The organism is Alkalibacillus aidingensis (assembly GCF_014595945.1).
GTDB lineage: Bacteria > Bacillota > Bacilli > Bacillales > Alkalibacillaceae > Alkalibacillus > Alkalibacillus aidingensis.
Map to the genome: position 1 here is coordinate 42,568 of NZ_JABXWU010000013.1, position 18,899 is coordinate 61,466.

The 18,899-nt window shown below is 37.9% G+C and carries 24 protein-coding genes and 1 riboswitch; of the genes, 7 read left to right on the plus strand and 17 right to left on the minus strand.

The features are described 5' to 3' along the window. Nucleotides 1-57: 57 nt before the first annotated feature. A riboswitch (SAM riboswitch) is annotated at nucleotides 58-169 on the minus strand. An 81-nt stretch (nucleotides 170-250) separates the two neighbouring features. After that, on the minus strand, nucleotides 251-1,222 hold the full coding sequence (gene trhO / locus HWQ49_RS13590) for an oxygen-dependent tRNA uridine(34) hydroxylase TrhO (protein ID WP_188208180.1): 972 nt from the start codon (nucleotides 1,220-1,222) through the stop codon (nucleotides 251-253). 231 nt (nucleotides 1,223-1,453) lie between these two features. Between trhO and HWQ49_RS13595 the strand changes: the two genes are divergently transcribed. Continuing rightward, entirely contained in the window at nucleotides 1,454-2,494 is a 1,041-nt protein-coding gene (locus HWQ49_RS13595) for a C45 family autoproteolytic acyltransferase/hydolase (RefSeq protein WP_188208181.1), read from the plus strand. 73 nt (nucleotides 2,495-2,567) lie between these two features. Here HWQ49_RS13595 and HWQ49_RS13600 read toward each other — a convergent pair whose 3' ends face one another. After that, complete coding sequence (locus HWQ49_RS13600) at nucleotides 2,568-2,993, minus strand: universal stress protein (protein ID WP_188208182.1); 426 nt, start codon at nucleotides 2,991-2,993, stop codon at nucleotides 2,568-2,570. Between the two features lie 276 nt (nucleotides 2,994-3,269). Between HWQ49_RS13600 and HWQ49_RS13605 the strand changes: the two genes are divergently transcribed. After that, complete coding sequence (locus tag HWQ49_RS13605) at nucleotides 3,270-3,932, plus strand: MOSC domain-containing protein (protein WP_188208183.1); 663 nt, start codon at nucleotides 3,270-3,272, stop codon at nucleotides 3,930-3,932. Nucleotides 3,933-4,051: 119 nt separating this feature from the next. Continuing rightward, complete coding sequence (locus HWQ49_RS13610) at nucleotides 4,052-4,573, plus strand: GNAT family N-acetyltransferase (RefSeq protein ID WP_188208184.1); 522 nt, start codon at nucleotides 4,052-4,054, stop codon at nucleotides 4,571-4,573. Between the two features lie 257 nt (nucleotides 4,574-4,830). On the opposite strand, the gene HWQ49_RS13615 is transcribed toward HWQ49_RS13610, so the two are convergent. The 3 genes from HWQ49_RS13615 to HWQ49_RS13625 all read right to left on the minus strand — a co-directional run bounded on the left by HWQ49_RS13615 (nucleotide 4,831) and on the right by HWQ49_RS13625 (nucleotide 7,079). After that, entirely contained in the window at nucleotides 4,831-5,433 is a 603-nt protein-coding gene (locus HWQ49_RS13615; protein ID WP_188208185.1) for an alpha/beta hydrolase, read from the minus strand. Nucleotides 5,434-5,910: 477 nt separating this feature from the next. Next, complete coding sequence (locus tag HWQ49_RS13620; RefSeq protein WP_188208186.1) at nucleotides 5,911-6,759, minus strand: MBL fold metallo-hydrolase; 849 nt, start codon at nucleotides 6,757-6,759, stop codon at nucleotides 5,911-5,913. A gap of 83 nt (nucleotides 6,760-6,842) precedes the next feature. Next, nucleotides 6,843-7,079 (minus strand): indolepyruvate ferredoxin oxidoreductase subunit alpha, encoded by a 237-nt coding sequence (locus HWQ49_RS13625; RefSeq protein WP_188208187.1) that lies wholly within the window; start codon nucleotides 7,077-7,079, stop codon nucleotides 6,843-6,845. 151 nt (nucleotides 7,080-7,230) lie between these two features. On the opposite strand from HWQ49_RS13625, the gene HWQ49_RS13630 reads away from it, so the two are divergent. After that, nucleotides 7,231-7,785, plus strand: coding sequence for an MFS transporter (locus HWQ49_RS13630; protein ID WP_188208188.1), 555 nt, complete (start codon nucleotides 7,231-7,233; stop codon nucleotides 7,783-7,785). A 7-nt stretch (nucleotides 7,786-7,792) separates the two neighbouring features. Here the strand turns inward: HWQ49_RS13630 and HWQ49_RS13635 are convergent, their stop codons facing one another. After that, complete coding sequence (locus HWQ49_RS13635; protein ID WP_188208189.1) at nucleotides 7,793-8,266, minus strand: NUDIX domain-containing protein; 474 nt, start codon at nucleotides 8,264-8,266, stop codon at nucleotides 7,793-7,795. 14 nt (nucleotides 8,267-8,280) lie between these two features. After that, nucleotides 8,281-9,174, minus strand: a complete 894-nt coding sequence (locus HWQ49_RS13640; protein WP_188208190.1) for an aminoglycoside phosphotransferase family protein — start codon at nucleotides 9,172-9,174, stop codon at nucleotides 8,281-8,283. Nucleotides 9,175-9,327: 153 nt separating this feature from the next. Between HWQ49_RS13640 and HWQ49_RS13645 the strand changes: the two genes are divergently transcribed. Beyond that, nucleotides 9,328-9,738, plus strand: a complete 411-nt coding sequence (locus tag HWQ49_RS13645; RefSeq protein WP_188208191.1) for a DoxX family protein — start codon at nucleotides 9,328-9,330, stop codon at nucleotides 9,736-9,738. 128 nt (nucleotides 9,739-9,866) lie between these two features. On the opposite strand, the gene HWQ49_RS13650 is transcribed toward HWQ49_RS13645, so the two are convergent. From HWQ49_RS13650 to HWQ49_RS13680, 7 genes are all read right to left on the minus strand, one after another. Then, the gene (locus HWQ49_RS13650) at nucleotides 9,867-10,502 is read right to left on the minus strand and encodes a hypothetical protein (RefSeq protein WP_188208192.1); all 636 of its coding nucleotides are present in this window, start codon (nucleotides 10,500-10,502) and stop codon (nucleotides 9,867-9,869) included. 143 nt (nucleotides 10,503-10,645) lie between these two features. Then, a complete protein-coding gene (locus HWQ49_RS13655; protein WP_188208193.1) occupies nucleotides 10,646-11,335 on the minus strand; it encodes a hypothetical protein in 690 nt (229 codons plus the stop codon). Between the two features lie 20 nt (nucleotides 11,336-11,355). Next, nucleotides 11,356-12,060 (minus strand): hypothetical protein, encoded by a 705-nt coding sequence (locus tag HWQ49_RS13660; RefSeq protein WP_188208194.1) that lies wholly within the window; start codon nucleotides 12,058-12,060, stop codon nucleotides 11,356-11,358. Further along, nucleotides 12,057-12,929: an ATP-binding cassette domain-containing protein gene (locus HWQ49_RS13665; RefSeq protein WP_188208195.1), complete on the minus strand. Its 873-nt coding sequence runs from the start codon at nucleotides 12,927-12,929 to the stop codon at nucleotides 12,057-12,059. The genes HWQ49_RS13660 and HWQ49_RS13665 overlap by 4 nt, the downstream gene beginning before the upstream one ends. Continuing rightward, a complete protein-coding gene (locus tag HWQ49_RS13670) occupies nucleotides 12,922-13,302 on the minus strand; it encodes a GntR family transcriptional regulator (RefSeq protein ID WP_188208196.1) in 381 nt (126 codons plus the stop codon). Before HWQ49_RS13670 ends, HWQ49_RS13665 begins: the two co-directional genes overlap by 8 nt. A 120-nt stretch (nucleotides 13,303-13,422) precedes the next feature. After that, nucleotides 13,423-14,061, minus strand: coding sequence for a hypothetical protein (locus HWQ49_RS13675; protein WP_188208215.1), 639 nt, complete (start codon nucleotides 14,059-14,061; stop codon nucleotides 13,423-13,425). Between the two features lie 17 nt (nucleotides 14,062-14,078). After that, nucleotides 14,079-14,801: a metallophosphoesterase family protein gene (locus HWQ49_RS13680; RefSeq protein WP_188208197.1), complete on the minus strand. Its 723-nt coding sequence runs from the start codon at nucleotides 14,799-14,801 to the stop codon at nucleotides 14,079-14,081. Between the two features lie 228 nt (nucleotides 14,802-15,029). On the opposite strand from HWQ49_RS13680, the gene HWQ49_RS13685 reads away from it, so the two are divergent. Continuing rightward, nucleotides 15,030-15,509, plus strand: a complete 480-nt coding sequence (locus HWQ49_RS13685; RefSeq protein WP_188208198.1) for a DUF1189 family protein — start codon at nucleotides 15,030-15,032, stop codon at nucleotides 15,507-15,509. Between the two features lie 123 nt (nucleotides 15,510-15,632). On the opposite strand, the gene HWQ49_RS13690 is transcribed toward HWQ49_RS13685, so the two are convergent. The 3 genes from HWQ49_RS13690 to HWQ49_RS13700 form a co-directional block, all read right to left on the minus strand. After that, nucleotides 15,633-16,034, minus strand: a complete 402-nt coding sequence (locus tag HWQ49_RS13690; protein ID WP_188208199.1) for a nucleotidyltransferase substrate binding protein — start codon at nucleotides 16,032-16,034, stop codon at nucleotides 15,633-15,635. A gap of 423 nt (nucleotides 16,035-16,457) precedes the next feature. Beyond that, nucleotides 16,458-17,678, minus strand: a complete 1,221-nt coding sequence (locus HWQ49_RS13695; RefSeq protein ID WP_188208200.1) for a CynX/NimT family MFS transporter — start codon at nucleotides 17,676-17,678, stop codon at nucleotides 16,458-16,460. 236 nt (nucleotides 17,679-17,914) lie between these two features. Further along, nucleotides 17,915-18,145, minus strand: a complete 231-nt coding sequence (locus HWQ49_RS13700; RefSeq protein ID WP_188208201.1) for a hypothetical protein — start codon at nucleotides 18,143-18,145, stop codon at nucleotides 17,915-17,917. A 346-nt stretch (nucleotides 18,146-18,491) separates the two neighbouring features. On the opposite strand from HWQ49_RS13700, the gene HWQ49_RS13705 reads away from it, so the two are divergent. Continuing rightward, complete coding sequence (locus tag HWQ49_RS13705; RefSeq protein WP_188208202.1) at nucleotides 18,492-18,863, plus strand: DUF2294 domain-containing protein; 372 nt, start codon at nucleotides 18,492-18,494, stop codon at nucleotides 18,861-18,863. Nucleotides 18,864-18,899 lie beyond the last annotated feature (36 nt).

An 18,899-nucleotide genomic window follows, 5' to 3' on the forward strand; every position in this document is an offset into this window, starting at 1 on the left:
TCAAAAAACCTCTCTACCTGAAAGATAGAGAGGTCAAATATTACACCTATTTGGTCTCTCTCATCTTTCAAAGCAATAAATTGCTTTGCAGGAATTAGCACCTTTCAAACCGATGTTTGAAGGTTGCCGGGCGTCAACGGGCCAGTCCCTCAGCCACTCTGGATAAGAGTTGAAATTGTTATTCAATTATTAATATTAAATTATATGCATCATACCATGGCAATTATAACCATGTCAATCATGATTTTGATTAAGCATTTTGAGTTGATGATTCTTCAATTGCTTTTAGTTTCTTTTGTACTTCCTCTTCAGATAAACCATGTTCCTCAATGTAGCGGTTGCGAGGATGTACACGACATTCATGTGAACAACTTCTTAAATAAAAATGTTCGTTTTCCTCAGAACATAAAATCTGTTCATTACAGTCTGGATTTGCACAATTGACATAGCGTTCGCACGGTTCACCTGTAAAATAGTCTCGACCAACGACATTATGCTCTACCTGATTAATCGGAACACTAATACGTTCATCAAACACATAACATTGTCCGTCCCAAAGTTCACCTTTTACCTCTGGGTCTTTACCGTAAGTTACAATCCCTCCGTGGAGTTGACCTACATCTTCAAAGCCTTCTTCTTTCAACCAACCGGAGAATTTCTCACAACGAATACCGCCTGTACAATATGTTAAGACACGCTTACCTTCTAACATATCTTTATTTTCCTTAATCCATTCAGGTAGCTCGCGGAAATTACGAATGTCAGGACGGACTGCGCCACGGAAATGACCAATATCGTACTCATAATCATTACGAGCATCCAGTACGATCGTATCTTCTTTCTGCATTTCTTCATAAAACTCTTTGGGTTCTAAATATTCCCCCGTCACTTCGTTCGGATCAATATCGTCTTCATCAAGACTTAAATTAACAATTTCATCCTTATGACGTACATGCATTTTCTTAAATGCATGTTCATCCGCTTCGTCGATCTTAAATGTCATATCTGCGAAGCGTGGGTCAGCATGAAGTGCCTCCATATACTTATCGGTTTGTTCAACTGTACCTGAAACAGTTCCGTTTAAACCTTCTTCAGCTACAATAATTCGACCTCTTAAACCAAGGTCTAGGCAGAATTGTAAGTGCTCATCACGGAACGTCGCTGGATCATCAATTTGTACGTATTTGTAATAAAGCAACACTCTGTAATCTTTGTTTGACATAATTACCACCTTGCTTCAAATTTATTTTAAATGATTTATTAGTGTAGAAATCAACACTGTATTATACAATATTACCTTGCAAACTTCAATCCTTGGGCATTTTGAGTGCGTTGTTAAATTTAATGTTTAGAAGCATTCACAAAGTAAAGGAAATGAATAAGCTAAACTATTGCAGCCATTAGACAATCATAATAAGATATTTATTATGACTAAATCCAAAGGACGGTTTACATGAGACAAATACATAGTGACATCATCCCATTTAGAGGAAGCCATTACGAATTTGGCTATATGCAAGGTCAACAGTTAAAGCATTCTCTAACGATTAAAAACAGAACTAAACATTGGAAAATTAGAAAGCCACGCTTCCAAATCAACATCGAAGAAGCCAAAGCAAAATTCATGACATATGCACCACAAATGTGGTCTGAATTTGAAGGCTTAAAAGATGGTTTAGAAAAACCTATGGAAGAAGTATTGCGCGACTTTGGTGGCTACCGAGTTGAAATCGATAAAAGTGGCTGTTCAGTTATGACAGACACAGATTACATGATTCGTAATTACGACTATCAACCCCAAACCTACGAAGGACGCTATAGTCTATTTCAGCCAACCGATCAAGGGTATGCAACAATCGGACCAACTTCTAGGGTGACTGGACGTATGGACGGAATGAACGAAAAAGGGTTAGCTATGGCCTATAATTTTACTCATCGCAAAAAATCCAAGGACGGCTTTGTTTGCTACATGATTGGACGCATGATCTTAGATACTTGTGCGAATGTTCACGAGGCGATCCAACTTCTTAAAGACATACCACACCGTAATGCCTTTAGCTATATCGTCTTAGACCCAAGTGGACAATCCTATGTCATTGAAACCAGTCCGCGTGGTGTTGAAGTTCGTCAAACCAACGTTTGCACCAACCACTTCGAAACCATGACTGACGAAAACCGCCATCACTTAGAGGATTCTTACAAACGTATGGAGGCCATTAACAACCAGCGTTCCCAAGCAACTGATCCTTACAAAGCATTTAGACTACTAAATGACACAGATAAAGGAATTTTCTCAAAAAAATACAAAAGTTGGGCTGGTACCATCCATACTTCTGCTTACTTTCCCAAAGAAAGAAAAGCCTGGTTTGCATTAGGCGGTGATCAGGAGCCAGTTGAATTTGACTTTGGTGCTTGGTTAAAAGGTGAATCAATAGAAACTGAACAAATCTTCGGTGAAGTAGATACAAATATCCCATTTGCTCACCTGGATTAAAGGTAAAGCACACAACAACTAGGGGGAAGGTTGTTGTGTGCTTTTGTTTATGTTATCGATATTTACGTTGTTCTTATGACTTAACTACTAATACATGACACTCCACATCTTGTACAACATGGTGACTCACACTGCCTAAAAAGAATCGTCTAACTCCACCTAAACCTCTATTCCCGATGATAATCAAATCGACTCCTTCATTTTTAGCAAAGTCAACAATCGTACTTGATGCATGTCCAGTCTTAACAATGACATCCTTGTTATTCTTCAAATCTTTAAGGTAGTCTTCAGCGTACTCCCTGGCTTTTTCAGCAGATTTCTGACATTCCAACGCATGCTGTTGATAAGCAAAAGAATCAGGAACAAAGGACATTTGACAGACAATCATTACATTAATTTCCGCCTGTTCATTTTTCATGGCAATCTCTTTAGCTTGCTCTAAAGCTTTGTGACTTGTCTCAGAACCATCATACGCTACTAATACTTTTTGAGCTTTCATTCATAATCACTCCAGTGTAGAAGGATTTGAAAACCTTGGTTCCACCTTTCTTAGTTTAATAGTATCAGCTTAGCGCGCCTCTCAAATGTGATATAAATCACAAAAATGGTGTAACCTAATGACTCTTTTGTGAAGTCAATCATAATTTGACTATGGTTAATTGTTTTTTTACCCTAATTATTAAACTAATTCTAAATTAATTTGAAGATTATGTTAGAATCAACACATAATTTATTAACATTTTTACTTCACCACAAACTTAAAAGGAGGATCCCCATGAGTGCCCCTTACATAAAAGAATTGTTAGTAGGACGCGTGAAAAAAATAGGTGATTCAGAAGCCTCAATCCAAAGGGAACGACAATGGGAAAGTGGCATGTTTAAAGAAGGAACCAATGATCAGTTATGGCTTAGTCGCACGGGATTAGCAAGCGATGAAGTAGCTGATAAGAAGAATCATGGTGGGCCTGAAAAAGCCATCTTCGCTTACTCAACATGTCACTATGATTATTGGAAGGAAGATTTGGGATTAGAGAAGATCGGAATTGGAGCTATGGGAGAGAATTTAGCTGTTCAATCAATGGATGAACACTCTGTTTGTATCGGTGATCGTTATCAATTCGGAGACTCCGTGATCCAAGTATCACAGCCACGCAAACCATGTTGGAAGCCCGCACGTCGGTTTAACATCAATGACTTTGCCTTACGTATCCAACAAACTGGGAGAACTGGCTGGTACTTTCGAGTATTAGAAGAAGGATACGTCCAAAGTGAAGTAGAACTATCATTGTTAGAGCGACCTTACCCACAATGGACCATCGCAAAGTGCAACGAAATCATGTATGAAAAGAAGGATGACATAAAGCTTAATAAAAAGCTCTACTCCTGCGAACTCTTAGCAGATAAGTGGAAACAATCTTTAGCCAAACGATTAACCTAGACAACAGATCAGTAACAAGAAAATATAAAAGAGACTTAACTATACGAGATCTAGCAGGTACTAATTAGAGTTCGATTAAACTGCATCACATTTTATAGATATAAGGACTGGCAATTGAAATGACTATAAATATAAAAAAATGTACCAAGGAAGACTTAAAAACACTCCAAGAAATAAGTGTTGAAACCTTTAACGATACCTTTAAAGAGCAAAATTCATCTAAAAATATGAAGTCCTATTTGGAAAAAGCATTTAATTCTTCCCAGTTGGAAACAGAGTTATCTAACAGGTTTTCGCAATTCTTTTTCGTTTATTTTAATCAAGAGATCGCTGGGTATTTAAAGATCAATACGGATGATGCTCAGTCTGAAGAAATGGGTGATGAATCTCTTGAAGTCGAAAGGATTTATATAAGGAGTAAATTTCAAAAACTAGGGCTAGGTAGATATCTGCTAAATAAAGCAATGGAAATTGCAATCGATCGCCATAAAAAGAAAATCTGGTTAGGCGTATGGGAAAAGAACGAAAACGCTATTGCATTTTATAAGAAATTAGGGTTTGTTCAAACTGGATCCCATTCTTTTTATATGGGTGATGAAGAACAAATTGACTTAATTATGATAAAAACACTCAAACAATAAATTAGGACATGAACCAAAGCTCTTTAACCAATAAGGGAGCGATTGTAGTAAATGGATTATAAAACTATGGGGCTGGGACATAACTGAGTGAAGCTCTATTCTACCAAAAACACTTTTGTCCCAGCCTCGTTCTAATAGGGGTTTTCTTGAATTTCTACTATGGATTTCCAACCGTTTTTTTTAACGTGAGCACGAATTTCACCTGGTAAGGGAACTAATAGTTTCGTTATTTTCGTTTATTGTGTATTTCCTATTAACTATATCTGTTTATACCATTCAGCAGCTGCTTTAACCTCACCGATATTTAGTTGATGCCCCTGATTTTCCCAATGTAATTCAACTTCTGCTCCAGCTCCTTCTAATAAGGCCTTCAAGTCTTCAGATTCTTGAGCGGGACAAATTGGATCATTTGTTCCTGCAGCAATGAAGGCCTTCTTTCCTGCTAGGTCTGGGAGGTCAATCCCTCTACGCGGAACCATTGGGTGGTGCATGCTTGCCGCTTTGAGCGCATCCTGGTAATGAAACATTAAACTTCCTGCAATATTAGCGCCATTTGAATAGCCAACAGCCACGACGTTTTGACGATCAAAGCCATAGTCTTGGGCTGCTTGATCTAGAAACTCATATAATTCTTTCGTCCGAAATATTAAGTCCTCTTCATCAAATACCCCTTCAGCTAATCGACGGAAAAATCGTGGCATACCATTTTCTGAAACATTTCCACGTACACTTAGAACATTCGCTTCAGGGTCAATATAATCCACTAAAGGTAGTAAATCTTGTTCGGTCCCACCTGTTCCATGAAGCAATAACAGCGTATGTCCGGTTAAGTCTTTACCTTCTCTAAAAATATGTTTCATCACCGATTCCCCTCTCTGATTTCAGCACTATTTCGTATAAAAGTATTGTCTCATAATTATATTTGTTCACAAAATTTGTTGACTTGACATTTCGGTGCTTTTGACAGCTCATTTTGGCCTTGAGAACTGCTCTATCGGACATTTTGATGCTTCTGCCAACTCATTTTGGCCTTGAGAACTGCTCTATCGGACATTTTGATGCTTCTGCCAACTCATTTCGGCCTTGAGAACGGCTCTATCGGACATTTCTAGACTTCCTACCACTCATTTCGGCCTTGAGAACGGCTCTATCGGACATTTCTAGACTTCCTACCACTCATTTCGGCCTTGAGAGCTGCTCTATCGGACATTTCTAGACTTCCTACCACTCATTTCGGCCTTGAGAACGGCTCTATCGGACATTTCTAGACTTCCTACCACTCATTTTGGTCTTGACAGCCATTCAAGTTACTTTTATCCGCTAACATATATCATCCATTAGTGATCAAGGTATTTACCATGATCAGGTATGGCAATCTGGTCAAAGTTCTCAACTAATGCTCGTAGGTTCTTAGTTAATTCTTCACCTGTTAAAGGTAAGCCATGACCTGTTATCGCAACGGTAGGTTTTAGTGCTTCTAATTTTTCAACGGACTTTTTAGCCACTTCCCAATCCGTCGTAAGATACCTCGGTGGCCCACTAATATCGGGCCTTTGTGTAATCACATCCCAAAGATTCTCCTGTTCAACTGTGACAAACGCATCCCCAACAATTAACGCCCCATCATTTTCTCGATAAAACGAAACGTGTCCTGGCGTATGCCCTGGCGTATGTACCCACTTGAATTTTGGTAATTCTGGGACAGACCCGTCTTCTGGTAAAGCTTTTACATGATTCCCTAAATTAACTGGTTCATTAGGAAATAAACGAGACATTTTAGCCACCATACCACCTTCCACTGATGGGTCTGGCTCCGGATAACTCTTCTCACCAGTTAAGTACGGAATTTCAAGCTCATGAGCATAGACAGGAACATCCCAATACTCAATCAGTTCAATGATTGCACCAACATGATCAAAATGACCATGAGTTAAAATTATCGCTTCAGGACGCTTCTTAGCACCAAAACGATCCTCAACCTCCGAAATAATTTGCTCAGAAGAATTAGGCATCCCTGCATCAATCAAAACAAAACGATCTGATTCAGGATCACCAACAAGAATAATATTTACAATCTGTATCGTATAACTATAAAGGTCTGGTAAAACCTCTATACCCAAGCCACTATTTGCCGAAGTGGCAGGAATAAATTTATAATCTTTACCATAATTCATTTCACGGTCCATAGACCATCCCTCCTAAACACAATGTGCACTCTTATCTTTCCTATTCATAAAGGAACTATTCGCGTTTAGAAGGTGGTAGTACCCTATCTTTTAAAGAACTCTTCAGCCCTTTTCAAATAAACATCTTCACCCGGCATGAGTTCAAAGTCTTCAACAATTGCTTCTACAGGACACACTGAAACGCAAGCGCCACAATTAATGCATATATCTGGGTCGATATAAAATTGATCTTCCCCTTCTTCTATACAATCAACCGGGCAAACGTCTACACATTCTGCAGCCTTCTCTGTTTGACAAGGACTTGTAATAACGAATGCCATAACTTTCTCCTCCTTTTCACCTCTAACCTAGTCATTCTTATGACGAAACCTATACATCATTTTATAAATAATCACTGTCGAATAGCAATCTTTTGACTCATCCAAAAACTAGTAACCTCCATCTAGGATGGTATTACTAACAGGAATGACCATGGGTTTTATCGTATTTGGCCTGTTCGCTTCCACTTTAAGTCCATTAATTGAAAGAAGCTATACTCATGAGTGGACACTCGGTCAAATCTCTATTGGTGCAGCAACTTTGGCAGGTTTCCTCCAAGCAGTTCGTTGGGGATGGGACCCTTTTATAGCTCCTCTAGTAGGGAGGATTTTGGATGCCAAATCTGTCGTTAGCATCCTATTGATCCCACTATTCACTGGAGGGGCTTTACTCTTAATAGTCGCCAATATGCAGTTGATGATCTGGTTAGTCAGCTTACTTTTAATATTCCAACTAACGTCGACAATGTTTGTAACGACTACGGATACATTAGCAACACATGCAGCTGCTCAAACAGATCGCGTGAAAGTGATGACTTCTCACACTGTCGCTGTTGATTTAGGAGCGGCGTTAGGTCCATTAATGTCATTCTTAATTATCGAGTTCGCTACGTTAACGACTTCCTATTTGTTTGCAGGTGCTCTCTTAATCTTACTTGGTATTGGCTGGATGACATATAAGAAATCCAACCAATACCAACCCGTGTAAACTTTATTCAGAGAGATTGTGGTAACAGTCTCTCTTCTATTAGCTCCATTTTCGACGGTTGTTTGACATAATCGATGATTTGCTTGGTCATGTTAGGGTATAAATCGATGGTATGTAGCTCACTTAATGGAATCCATTTTACGTCTGTTTGCTGTGGGTCAGGGTGATCCGGAAATCTAGGTACAGATCCTTCCTTAATCTTACATTCAAACATTAAGCCGATTTGATGCAACTCCCCAAAACGATAGTCACATAGATGTGGCGCATATTCATAAGTAAAAGCTAATGAGCCAACCTCCACATCGACTGCCGCTTCTTCCTTCGCTTCTCTTTTAACCGCTTCAATGACTGACTCATGTGGTTCAACTCCACCGGCAGGAAAATTATAATGAACACCTCGCTCATCGTTAAATTCCACTAGTAAGATCGATTCGTCTTCGATAATAATGGCACCTGCTCGTACTCTTATGTGTACAGACATGATATAACCTCCTTCTATGAATACCACTTTGGTTGATGAAGCTCAAAATAGTCATGATCCTCCAATACTTCATAGGCTCGCGCTTTCAAAAACTTAAATTGGTCACGTTCAAATGCACTTCCCCAAACGATCGCTGACACGATATGCATCGCACTATATAAGCCATATAACTGCCAAAACAACTCGGGTATTTCTTGTCCGTCAAAATAACCGTCGATACACCCGTTAGTAAAAGGAATACTGATGGGTTTAGAAAAATAGCCTAGCTTGTGGAGATCATGAAACGGGTCTCCCCAATCCATTCGTTGAAAATCTATAATTCCTGCAAACCTTCTTTGGTGAATTAAGAGGTTATTAGGGTGAAAATCATCATGTTGCAAATGGTTAGGGCGCCCCTTCATCAAACCTTCATTTTCTTTAATATATTGTTCAACCTCTTTCATAATGGTTTGATCAAAATCCTTATCCTTAACCCTTTTAAGATAGCGGTCACTTTTTGCCTTCTTCGTTTGATACCAAGTAGGTAAATTTTTAGGAGCTTTCATAGAGTTTAGCTTTCTTAACTCTTCTCCTGCTTTGTATCCTGCTTGATATTGCTCATCACTTGTTAAGTCACTCAATACCTCCTCACCGTCTTCTCCTGGTAAATAAGTAAGCAGCATATATGATTTTTCAGACTCAGGAAGGTCACCGAATTCAATAGCACGTGGAACATAACTAGAATAGTGATAACAGTCCCTAATCGTTTCAAACTCTAGCCTTCTTTGTTTTTCATTCTCGCTTGAAAATAATCTAAGTAAGTACTGATCGTCTACAACATACTTCTCATCAAAGGAAAACCCTTTATGAATCTTCCTAATCGACCGGGAATTCTTGACGATTTGAATCTTTTCAATTGTCGTATCCACCCAAATTCCTCCTTACTCTCATTTTCGATTCACCTTTATCACCCTTTTCTATGAAATTCCGTTCTACTGCTAATGAAATAATTAACGTAAATATAATATTTTTTGACTTAATCATGAATAAACATAGGATAAAAGCTTATAGGGGGGACAAGGATGTTACATCATGCTACAACTAATGCAATTCTACGTATTGTCTTAGGTCTAATTTTTCTCACCCATGGGTTGGACAAGTTCCAATCAGGGATCGATCAAACGGCTATGTGGTTTAATCTTTTAGGATTACCTGGGTTTTTGGCTTATTTAGTTGCATGGTTAGAAGTCTTGGGTGGCGTGGCACTAATTGTTGGTTTAGCTACTCGCTACACTTCTGCTGCATTTATCCTATTACTAGTGGGAGCATTATTTTCTGTGAAGTTAAGTGCTGGTTTTCTTGGGGATGGTTCATCTGTAGGTTATGAATTCGACTTAGCATTATTAGCCATAGCCATTCACTTATTCAATGTTGGTCCAGCTACGGCATACTCAGTTGACCTTTATCTGTATAAACGAAACCATGAATCCTAATCACCTTACCAAAATAAAGATGCTTTATAATATACTATAATATTGGCAAAATTCAAATACCAATTTAAAATTTAAGAAGTGATTTCAATATAAAAGCCTTGACCCATATCTTAGGTCAAGGCTCCTTGTTATTCTTCGTCTTCTTCTCCTTCATCCGATTCCTCTTCTTCTACTTGGTCATCAGGATGTTCACCGTCGATATAACCAAAGTGGAATTCATCAAATAACCACTCGCCATCTTCTTCAACTACATTATAGTTATAATGGCCACGGTATTCTTCAGCGTCACCGGAGATGGTTATATTAATTAAGTAATTGTCCTCGAATAATGGATAAACTTCAAAACGAGTTGTATTCTCATCTTCAAACGTTACGGCGTGGTCAACTTCTGCCCATACTAACGTTCCATCTTCGTCCTCAGTTACACTTTCAGCCATTTGTTGAGCTAAATCTTCTGTAACTTGAGCATTTTCTAATAAATAGTCCGCAACCTCATCAGCTGTTGCAAAATCTTCAACTTCTTCACCTGCAACGTACACTTCTTCGATTGCATCGCTGTAGCTTTGAACAGCTTCAAGTACTAAGTCTTCTGTACTCGCCTCTGCTGAAGCTTCTTCAGCTTCTTGATCACCCTCATCTTCCTCTTCAGGTTCTACCTCTTCTTCTGGTTCTTGACCATTTTCTTCTGGTTCCTCTGCCGCGTCATCCCCATTACATGCTGTTAAAACCAACAATGCTGCTAGGAGAATTGCTAGAAGTCTCATGGAAACCCTCCCAATTTTCAAAATTTTTTCTCTAGCCTGTATTTTACAGCTCGTCCGATATGAAGTCAATGGAAAAATTACGTGTTTCGAAATATTTTGGATTTACTAAATTATTAAAGCAGTGGCTTTAACCACTGCTTTCACTACATCTTTATTCTAACTTTTCTAGTTATTAATCGAACTAACCAAAGCATAGCAACATTGATGATTATGGATACCATCACAGCTATACCAAATGGATACTCAACATGACCAAAGTCAAAGTTGAAAAACAATTCATTCTCTCCCCAAAAATAATCAGCAATCATGATCGTCACAAAACCAATGATAATAAACCCAAGTCCAATCAACCAACCAAACCGGTAAAAACCAGCTGTAATCATCCAACCTACAACGTAATACAGCAGACTAATCACAAAGTAATGAATCACTAACTGTGCCATTTCACCAAAAGCTACCTGATTAATTTCAACTGGCACTTCAATGAATTGAATAACTAGTATTTCAATTAAAGTCAATAGGGCTATGACAATCATATATGTCACTATAATTCCAATAGCTGCTAACAACGTTCCACGATAATAATTCCACCTTGAAACACCGTGAGAAACCGTCTGTGATAGAAACACATATACGGATAACAAACCAATGACTAACATATATATCTTAAACCACTCTAATGAAAAAACCATGATATTTTCAATAGATGAATCCACTGAAGTCATGAAACTAGCCATCAGATAATGTGCAAACCTTGCAGTTACTAAGGTCGTCAAAAACCAAAACGACCACTTCATCTGCTCTGTATATAAGTGGTGTACGACATGTCTCATTTATATCCACCTCCAACACTTCACATTTTAATCCTAATTCGTCTCGTAATTGTTCTAATCAAAATTAGTAACACTGTGATCACGATCAACGAGCCTACTACTGAGAGCATCACTGATATATGACTTAACTCAAGTGGTAGCCAATCAGAAGAATTTTTCCAAACTTCACTTTCCCAAAGGAAATCTGTTACCATCATAAAGACAATTGCAACTGCAATAAAACCAAACCCAACAACCCATCCATAGCGATAATAACCAACACCTATTAACCAGCCAATGTAATAAAAAATTATAATGGAGAAGCAATAAAACACAAACGCAGATAGCCAAGTGCCACCCATTTGGTTAGTCCAAGTATCCAGTTGAGTTTCAGCGTTAAGTAGGCCAATGACCTCATGTTCAATAAGTGTAATTAAGATGGAGGAAACTGTTAATCCAACAGCAACACCAGCCCCAGATAAGGTACCACCTAAGAAATAATCTTTCCTAGTCACACCCTGCTTGACATAAGTCGGTAAAAAACTATACGCACTGATAATCCCAATGATTAACATAAAAATAGGTGTTGAGTTATAAGAAAATAACAAGAAGTCACCACGACTAAATTCTTTTAATAAAGAAATTACGGTAAAGCTAATTTGAATTAAAAGAATAACGGAAAGGAAGATAAACGCCCACTTCATTTGTTCATAAAGCATGTCAATCGTTACTTTTTTGGCATTCATGATTCTTCACCATCCGTTAAATGTATAAATAAATCTTGCAAAGATACTGGCCCCACATCTAATCCATTGTCCCTTGCTTTCTCCAATTCATCATTACCTAACGTACCGTAAACCATCACAGCTTTTGTTTGACCTAAGCGCTGTTCATTTAGAATTTCTTTATCTTGAGTAAACTGATCAACCACGTCTGCATCACCTGTAATTGAAACGCCTTTAGAGACTAATGATTCATAATCTTCGTGTAGTAGCATTTCACCTTGGTCAATAATCACAATCTCATCAAATAAATGGTCCATTTCAGAAACTAAATGCGTAGATAATATAAACATCCGAGGACGATTGGTCTGCTCTTCTAATAGTTCCTTATAGAAAATTTCCCGAGTCGGTGCGTCCATTCCTAAATAAACTTCATCAAAAATGGTGATTGGCGTCCGACAAGCTAAGCCCATCACAACATTAAAGGCTGACTGCATCCCTTTAGACAGCTTATTTATTGGCTTATCTAAAGGTAGCTTAAACCTTTCCAAAAGATACATAGCATACTCATCGTCATAATTAGGACGATATCTTTTAGCCACTTCGAGCATGTTTTTCACCTTTTCAGTTTCATCTTTATAATCGACATCATAAAGTAATGCGATTTTTTCCATCATTTCAGGATTCTCAAAAACATCCTCACCATTCACTTGGATTTGACCAGCTGATGCTTCTTGAAAAGCAGCTAATAATGATAAAAACGTCGTCTTGCCTGCTCCGTTTCTACCGATTAACCCATAGATCTTATTACCCTCTAGAGAAAAAGAAACATTCTTTAACGCCTGAAAGTCTTTATAATTAACTGAAACCTCTTTAGCTTCAATCTTATACATCCTGATCACTCCTTTTTACTTGACGAATCATTTCTAACATCTCACTTTCAGAAATGCCGAGTTTATCGGCCTCCTGTACCAATCTAAATACATAATCGTCTAAAAAAACTTCTTTTCTCTTTCGTACCAATTTCTCTTTTGCTCCTTCCGCTACGAACATTCCTACACCACGCTTTTTAAACAAAATGCCTTCTTCAACTAACTGATTAACACCCTTGGCAACTGTTACATGATTGATTTTGTAAAAGTTAACAAGCTGATTAGTTGAGGGTGCTTGATCACCTTCTTTCAGCTGATCGTTTAAAATTTGATCCTCAATCAGCTCCTTCACTTGTTGGAATATCGGTTTGTTGTCATCAAATTCCTTACTCAACGTGGGGTCACCACCTTTTTATGCTCAAATGTATATATGGTTATATAGTTGAGTATATAACCATAACACTATAAAAGTCAAGAAAAAAGAGAGCTTTTTGGCGCTCTCTTAAGCTTTGCTTTATTTTTTATCAGGAAAAAACGTGTAGGACCACGAGTAAATGAAATCGACCACAAAGACAATTGCCCATATCATTCCAATTGAGTACGTCGCCTCATTAGGATAAGGCGATAGTTCAGCTATACCCACTTCTATCCAAGACCGATCAGATAAATAATGCATGATCTCAGCAAAATTTGCCGTGCCATAAATCCAAAAAATCGACTGAACCGTAACAAAAACGACTAAATGAAGCGTCGCACTTGTTCGATACATTTTCGCTACATATTTAGGATCCTTTTGACGTTGCAACGTACGGTAATCTTCCTCAGTTAATAAATCTACCCCACGCCACTTACTAAATTTCTGACGCATCCAACGATCCATTTTAAGGAAGTCGTAAAAACCAAAGGTACAAGCATATAATACAAATATACCAATCACTATCTGAAAAGAAGAAACCTCACCAGTTTGTTGATAAAAAATGAATGCAAGAATAGCTTCAAAAGCTAAGATAACTAGAAAAGTGAAGATAAACAACATACTTACTTTTCTTTTATTCAAAAAATATCTAAAAAAGCCAAATAACAATAGGGCAATAACTGACAAGACTTCAGCAGCGATAAATATCGACCATTGATATAAAACAATAAACTCCACCAAAAGCCCTTCAACCCCTATTTTTTATTTGCATGACGATAAGTTGCATGCATAATTTCATTGCGATATTCTTGTAACCCTGGCATCCCCAAATCTTCAGCAATCCCTACTTCAGCTTTTCGATCATAATTCACACGGACAAATTCAATACTATTACTTCCATGATTACCATCAAGAATGACATATGAAGCATCGGTTAAATCCAATGAGTTGCCGACACTTCCGACATTGCAGAGCATACCACTTGGGTAAGTATGTAAAAAGCTTGTGTGAATATCTCCATAAAACACAATTTCTGGTGTCTTCTCTCTGAAGCCTGTCAACTCACTATGTTCAAACATCGATAAGCATTTCTCAACAGGATGCCATGGTAAGATTCTTTCAAATTCACTCCTAGGGGAAGCATGAATCCCTCGAATTAATTGGCCATTCATTTCGACATCAATGCAAAACGGCAACTCTTTCAAATATACGTAATCTTCCTCTGTTAATCTATCTTTATACCACAATAAAAACTCATTATCTGTATCATTCTGAATAAACACATCCCAATTACCACGAACCACTCTATGGCAATTTTCACGTACGAGTCTAATACACTCAGACCCCTGAGGACCTTTACCTACTAAGTCACCTAAACAAAAAATTTGATTGACTGATCGTTGGTCGATATCTTTTAACACTGCTTCAAGTGCTGTTTTATTACCATGAATATCAGAAATAATCGCAATTCTACTCATTAAAAAACCTCCTACAATTGCTTAAATGATGTAACCATCTCACTAAACTTTTCTTCTTCTTCTAAAAATGGCCTTACATTATTCGGATAATATTCTGATAATTTATACTTGTATTATACTATAAAATGGTAATCAAAATGACACAAAGCTTTTTCTTGGGATATAGAATAAATACCTATATAATATTTTTGAGAGATTGAATTCAATCGTTTAAAGGATGGCACAACTATGAACCTATTAAGAATATTTAAGAATAGTCTAAGGCTCCCTAATAAGCAGGCGTTGTTTTCCCTTAATCGCGAAAACATGCGTGACACAATGGTCTATATTCTAATTCTTATATTTATCCTATGTTTACCTGATGCTGTACGTATTATCTACAATTTCATGACTGGGGAGAGTTCAGTGCCAACGGATGTGTTTATCGTTCAGTTCACTGTCCTTTATCCGTTAATGATTATTTTCCTTATGGTGGCTGGGGTTTCGCTACATGCCTGTACGGCTTACGTAATTAGAAGCTTATCTAAACGAAAACTAGCTTACCAGCAGCTTTGGAAGATGACCTCATATGCGCTTACAATCCCAATTCTATTGCTAATAACTTTTAGAATGTTGACGATCGAGCAGACATGGATTAACCTAATTCCTTTTATAGTCTCGCACTTGTTACTTTATAAAATGATCACCGTTTTCCCTAAAAGAGGCTAAGTGAGTTGACCCTCCTCACTACCTTTAATAGTGACATCCCTTGTTAACGAAAGCCGGGATGAAATGAACTCATAACGCCAAATAGAAATCCGTGTGCCAATATAGCAGCACACGGATTTTACATTAGATTTGCTCTTTTACTGTCTGATAGAAAAAAGTCATCTCCGGTAAATAGACACTACGAATATCAACAACTAATTGATTAATCACTTTTTCAGTATGAATATAATTAGCTAGCTTTTGCCTATTCAATGCTTTAAGCCACGTCCGTTCATTTCGGATAAACTCATACTTGGCTATTTCTGTGATTGCTTGTCGTTCCGAATTGGCTGAAATTCCTTTCGCATCTAAAAAGTCGAAGAATACTTGGTGAGCATGCTCGGTTGCAGCTTCAAACATATGAATGTAACCAGCTTTCTCAAGTGCATTTTCCAGTGGCTGGTCACTATATTGCTGCAAAAGTTGAAAGCTTTGCTCGAAAGTTTCAAATCGTTGTCTCCAGCGAATTTCTTTATCTGAATTCATACGGATGGATCCCCTTCTATCATCTAGTTTTTCATTTAAATTGAGGCCGAGCCTACTAACTATCGGACACTTTATCCACTTCCGACTCTTAATTTGGTCTTGAGAGGTGCTCTATCGGACATTTCCTCTGCTTCCGGCTCCCTTTTTGGCCTTGAGACCCGCTCTATCGGACATTTCCTCCGCTTCCGGCTCCCTTTTTGGCCTTGAGAGCCGTTCTATCGGACATTTCCTCCACTTCCGACTCCCTTTTTGGCCTTGAGACCCGCTCTATCGGACATTTCCTCTGCTTCCGACTCTCTTTTTGGCCTTGAGAGCCACTCTATCGGACATTTCCTCCGCTTCCGACTCCCATTTCGACTACGAGACCCTATATTCAAGGAAAAGCTTTTCTCCTAGTGAATATAATTGAACTAATTGTTATTCTTAGCTTTCAGCAGGGGTCACATACTCATCGCGTCCTGCGCCTATTCCTGCTAACGTCATGAATAAACAGACGATTAACAGAATAAACAACGAAATGTCCCATGAGTGAAAGATATCAAAAATCATTCCGATTGCAAATGGACCTGTAGCGGCTAATAGGTAGCCAACTGATTGAGCCATTCCAGATAAGTTTGATGCTTGCTTGGCATCACGTGCTCTTAGACTTAGTAAAGTCAATGACAAACCAATACTAGCTCCCTGTGAAACACCAACCAAGATAACACTAATTGATAAAACGACTAAATGGTCACCAACTAAAAGCAGAGTTAATCCGGTAAAATAAACAATCCCCATGACTAGCATCAACATTCTCTGATTTGTCAATCGGTCGGCTATGTATGGTGCAAGCATCGTTGAAGGTAAGCCAACAATTTGCAAGATCGATACCATCCACCCAGAGGCAGATAAGCTTAACCCACGGCTATATAAAATCTCTGGTAACCACGCTATTAAACAGTAGAACAGTAATGATTGTAGTCCCATGAAAATAGTGACTTGCCAGGCAATTTTAGATCTCCATACTGATGTTTTTGCCTGGGTGTTTGGTAGTTTAACATTTTGGTGTTCGTCTGCTTTCTTCTTACGCAATTGTGGTATCCAAACAATCATCGCAACGATTGTTAAGACGCCCCAAGCAATCAGTGTCCCTTTCCAACCCAAATTTAACCCATGAGCCATCGGAACACTTACTCCAGAACCGATACTTGCTGCACCACTCATAGCTAGTGTATACATTCCTGTCATTAAGCCAACTTTTGCTGCAAACTTTTGCTTCACAATACCCGGGAGTAAAACATTACAAATTGCAATACCAGAACCAACTAAGAGCGTCCCAAAAAATAATAATGAAATAAAATCAGTTGGTCTGATAAATATCCCTACTGCCAGTAAAATTAACCCGATCATTACTGTTGCTTCATTACCGAATTTTCGAGCCAATTTAGGTGTTAACAATGACAATCCCGCAAATGCTAACAAAGGCAAAGTTGTTAACAACCCGGCTAAACTGTTTGAAATTCCCGTATCTAAACGAATATCTCCAATAAGTGGACCGATCGCTGTAATAGAGGGGCGTAAATTAAAAGCGACAAAAATTATTCCTAATATTAACAAAGTGTTTTTTATACTTTTTGGTTGTTGGCTTGATAAAGTTTGTTGCATAAGATTACCTCTTCTGATCTGATCTGTTCTCTTATCTAGTGTATGTCAAATTTCCTTAAAAAGAAATGGGGCCTCTAGGTATTATGACATCAAAAATATTCTTCGGGGACTTATAATGAGTAGTGTGCCTTTTATTGAATTCCCCCTTAAATACGTAAAACCTTCTCCCGATCACTTAGGAGAAGGTTTTGTTTATACCTAATATTTTAGGAACGATTGAATTTCACGATAATTCGTTATGAATATAGCTGTTGTTCATACTGACTTTGTTGTCCTTGTTGATCAAGTTGCACATCTTGACTTGGTTGATTTTGATCTTGACTATTTTGACCATTGCCAGACATTTTAGATAGGCTTGGCAAAACATTCTGTAATTGACCAGCTTTACCAGTCATCATACTATATGTCACAGCGCCAACTCCTATAGAAGCGACGATCGGTAACAATTGAACATTTCTCTTTTGCACATACTCACATCCTTTTTAGGTTTTATAAGCATAGTATGAGTAATTGCTATTACAGTATGATTAGCAATAGATGCCACTTGAATTTCAAGTACTACAAAGGCTTGTATCACAAAATAACATTGACAAGGTAAATATGAATAGTATATAATGCTCTTAACATTATAAACCGAAATGTTTTGTCAAAACTTTGTCTTCTTTATGATTTTTAGCATATTACTAATACTGTTATTGGTTGTATGAAAAAGATCAAATAGGATAAAGTTAAGATTATGATGGGTCGGGTATATTTCGTCATCCTTTTACGGGGCGAGGTATACCCTTTTTTTATCATAGGGGGTGTTTAGATATGGAACAGAAAATTAAAAAAGGGACACTTGAATCGGATATTAGTAAAGCTTTAACTCAGTGGGAAAAAGATTTTCTTGGACGGGGCTCTGTATCTGTAAAAACGGATATTATCAGGGATATGATTATTGTTTGCTTAAACGGCGTGCTAACACCTGCTGAATATAAATTGTGTGAAACTATGGAAGGTAGACTTTCCATTAAGAAGAACCGCCAGGACCTTGTTGAGACAGGCTGCGAACATTTAACTGATTTAATCAAGCGCCTAACGTCTGTTGATGTGATTAGTTTCCATACTGACATCAGTACAAAAACAGGTGAAAGAGTTATTGTTTTTAAACTAAACAAGAACTTAGAAAATAAATTAATTTAAATAAGATAGGGAGACCTTTAAAGCAAGGAATTGGGT

Bases quoted from the DNA above. Each gene is read 5' to 3' on its own strand.
- trhO (WP_188208180.1), bottom strand. From the start codon at position 1,222: ATGTCAAACAAAGATTACAGAGTGTTGCTTTATTACAAATACGTACAA.
- HWQ49_RS13595 (WP_188208181.1), top strand. From the start codon at position 1,454: ATGAGACAAATACATAGTGACATCATCCCATTTAGAGGAAGCCATTAC.
- HWQ49_RS13600 (WP_188208182.1), bottom strand. From the start codon at position 2,993: ATGAAAGCTCAAAAAGTATTAGTAGCGTATGATGGTTCTGAGACAAGT.
- HWQ49_RS13605 (WP_188208183.1), top strand. From the start codon at position 3,270: ATGAGTGCCCCTTACATAAAAGAATTGTTAGTAGGACGCGTGAAAAAA.
- HWQ49_RS13610 (WP_188208184.1), top strand. From the start codon at position 4,052: ATGACTATAAATATAAAAAAATGTACCAAGGAAGACTTAAAAACACTC.
- HWQ49_RS13615 (WP_188208185.1), bottom strand. From the start codon at position 5,433: ATGAAACATATTTTTAGAGAAGGTAAAGACTTAACCGGACATACGCTG.
- HWQ49_RS13620 (WP_188208186.1), bottom strand. From the start codon at position 6,759: ATGGACCGTGAAATGAATTATGGTAAAGATTATAAATTTATTCCTGCC.
- HWQ49_RS13625 (WP_188208187.1), bottom strand. From the start codon at position 7,079: ATGGCATTCGTTATTACAAGTCCTTGTCAAACAGAGAAGGCTGCAGAA.
- HWQ49_RS13630 (WP_188208188.1), top strand. From the start codon at position 7,231: ATGGGTTTTATCGTATTTGGCCTGTTCGCTTCCACTTTAAGTCCATTA.
- HWQ49_RS13635 (WP_188208189.1), bottom strand. From the start codon at position 8,266: ATGTCTGTACACATAAGAGTACGAGCAGGTGCCATTATTATCGAAGAC.
- HWQ49_RS13645 (WP_188208191.1), top strand. From the start codon at position 9,328: ATGTTACATCATGCTACAACTAATGCAATTCTACGTATTGTCTTAGGT.
- HWQ49_RS13650 (WP_188208192.1), bottom strand. From the start codon at position 10,502: ATGAGACTTCTAGCAATTCTCCTAGCAGCATTGTTGGTTTTAACAGCA.
- HWQ49_RS13655 (WP_188208193.1), bottom strand. From the start codon at position 11,335: ATGAGACATGTCGTACACCACTTATATACAGAGCAGATGAAGTGGTCG.
- HWQ49_RS13660 (WP_188208194.1), bottom strand. From the start codon at position 12,060: ATGAATGCCAAAAAAGTAACGATTGACATGCTTTATGAACAAATGAAG.
- HWQ49_RS13665 (WP_188208195.1), bottom strand. From the start codon at position 12,929: ATGTATAAGATTGAAGCTAAAGAGGTTTCAGTTAATTATAAAGACTTT.
- HWQ49_RS13680 (WP_188208197.1), bottom strand. From the start codon at position 14,801: ATGAGTAGAATTGCGATTATTTCTGATATTCATGGTAATAAAACAGCA.
- HWQ49_RS13685 (WP_188208198.1), top strand. From the start codon at position 15,030: ATGAACCTATTAAGAATATTTAAGAATAGTCTAAGGCTCCCTAATAAG.
- HWQ49_RS13690 (WP_188208199.1), bottom strand. From the start codon at position 16,034: ATGAATTCAGATAAAGAAATTCGCTGGAGACAACGATTTGAAACTTTC.
- HWQ49_RS13695 (WP_188208200.1), bottom strand. From the start codon at position 17,678: ATGCAACAAACTTTATCAAGCCAACAACCAAAAAGTATAAAAAACACT.
- HWQ49_RS13705 (WP_188208202.1), top strand. From the start codon at position 18,492: ATGGAACAGAAAATTAAAAAAGGGACACTTGAATCGGATATTAGTAAA.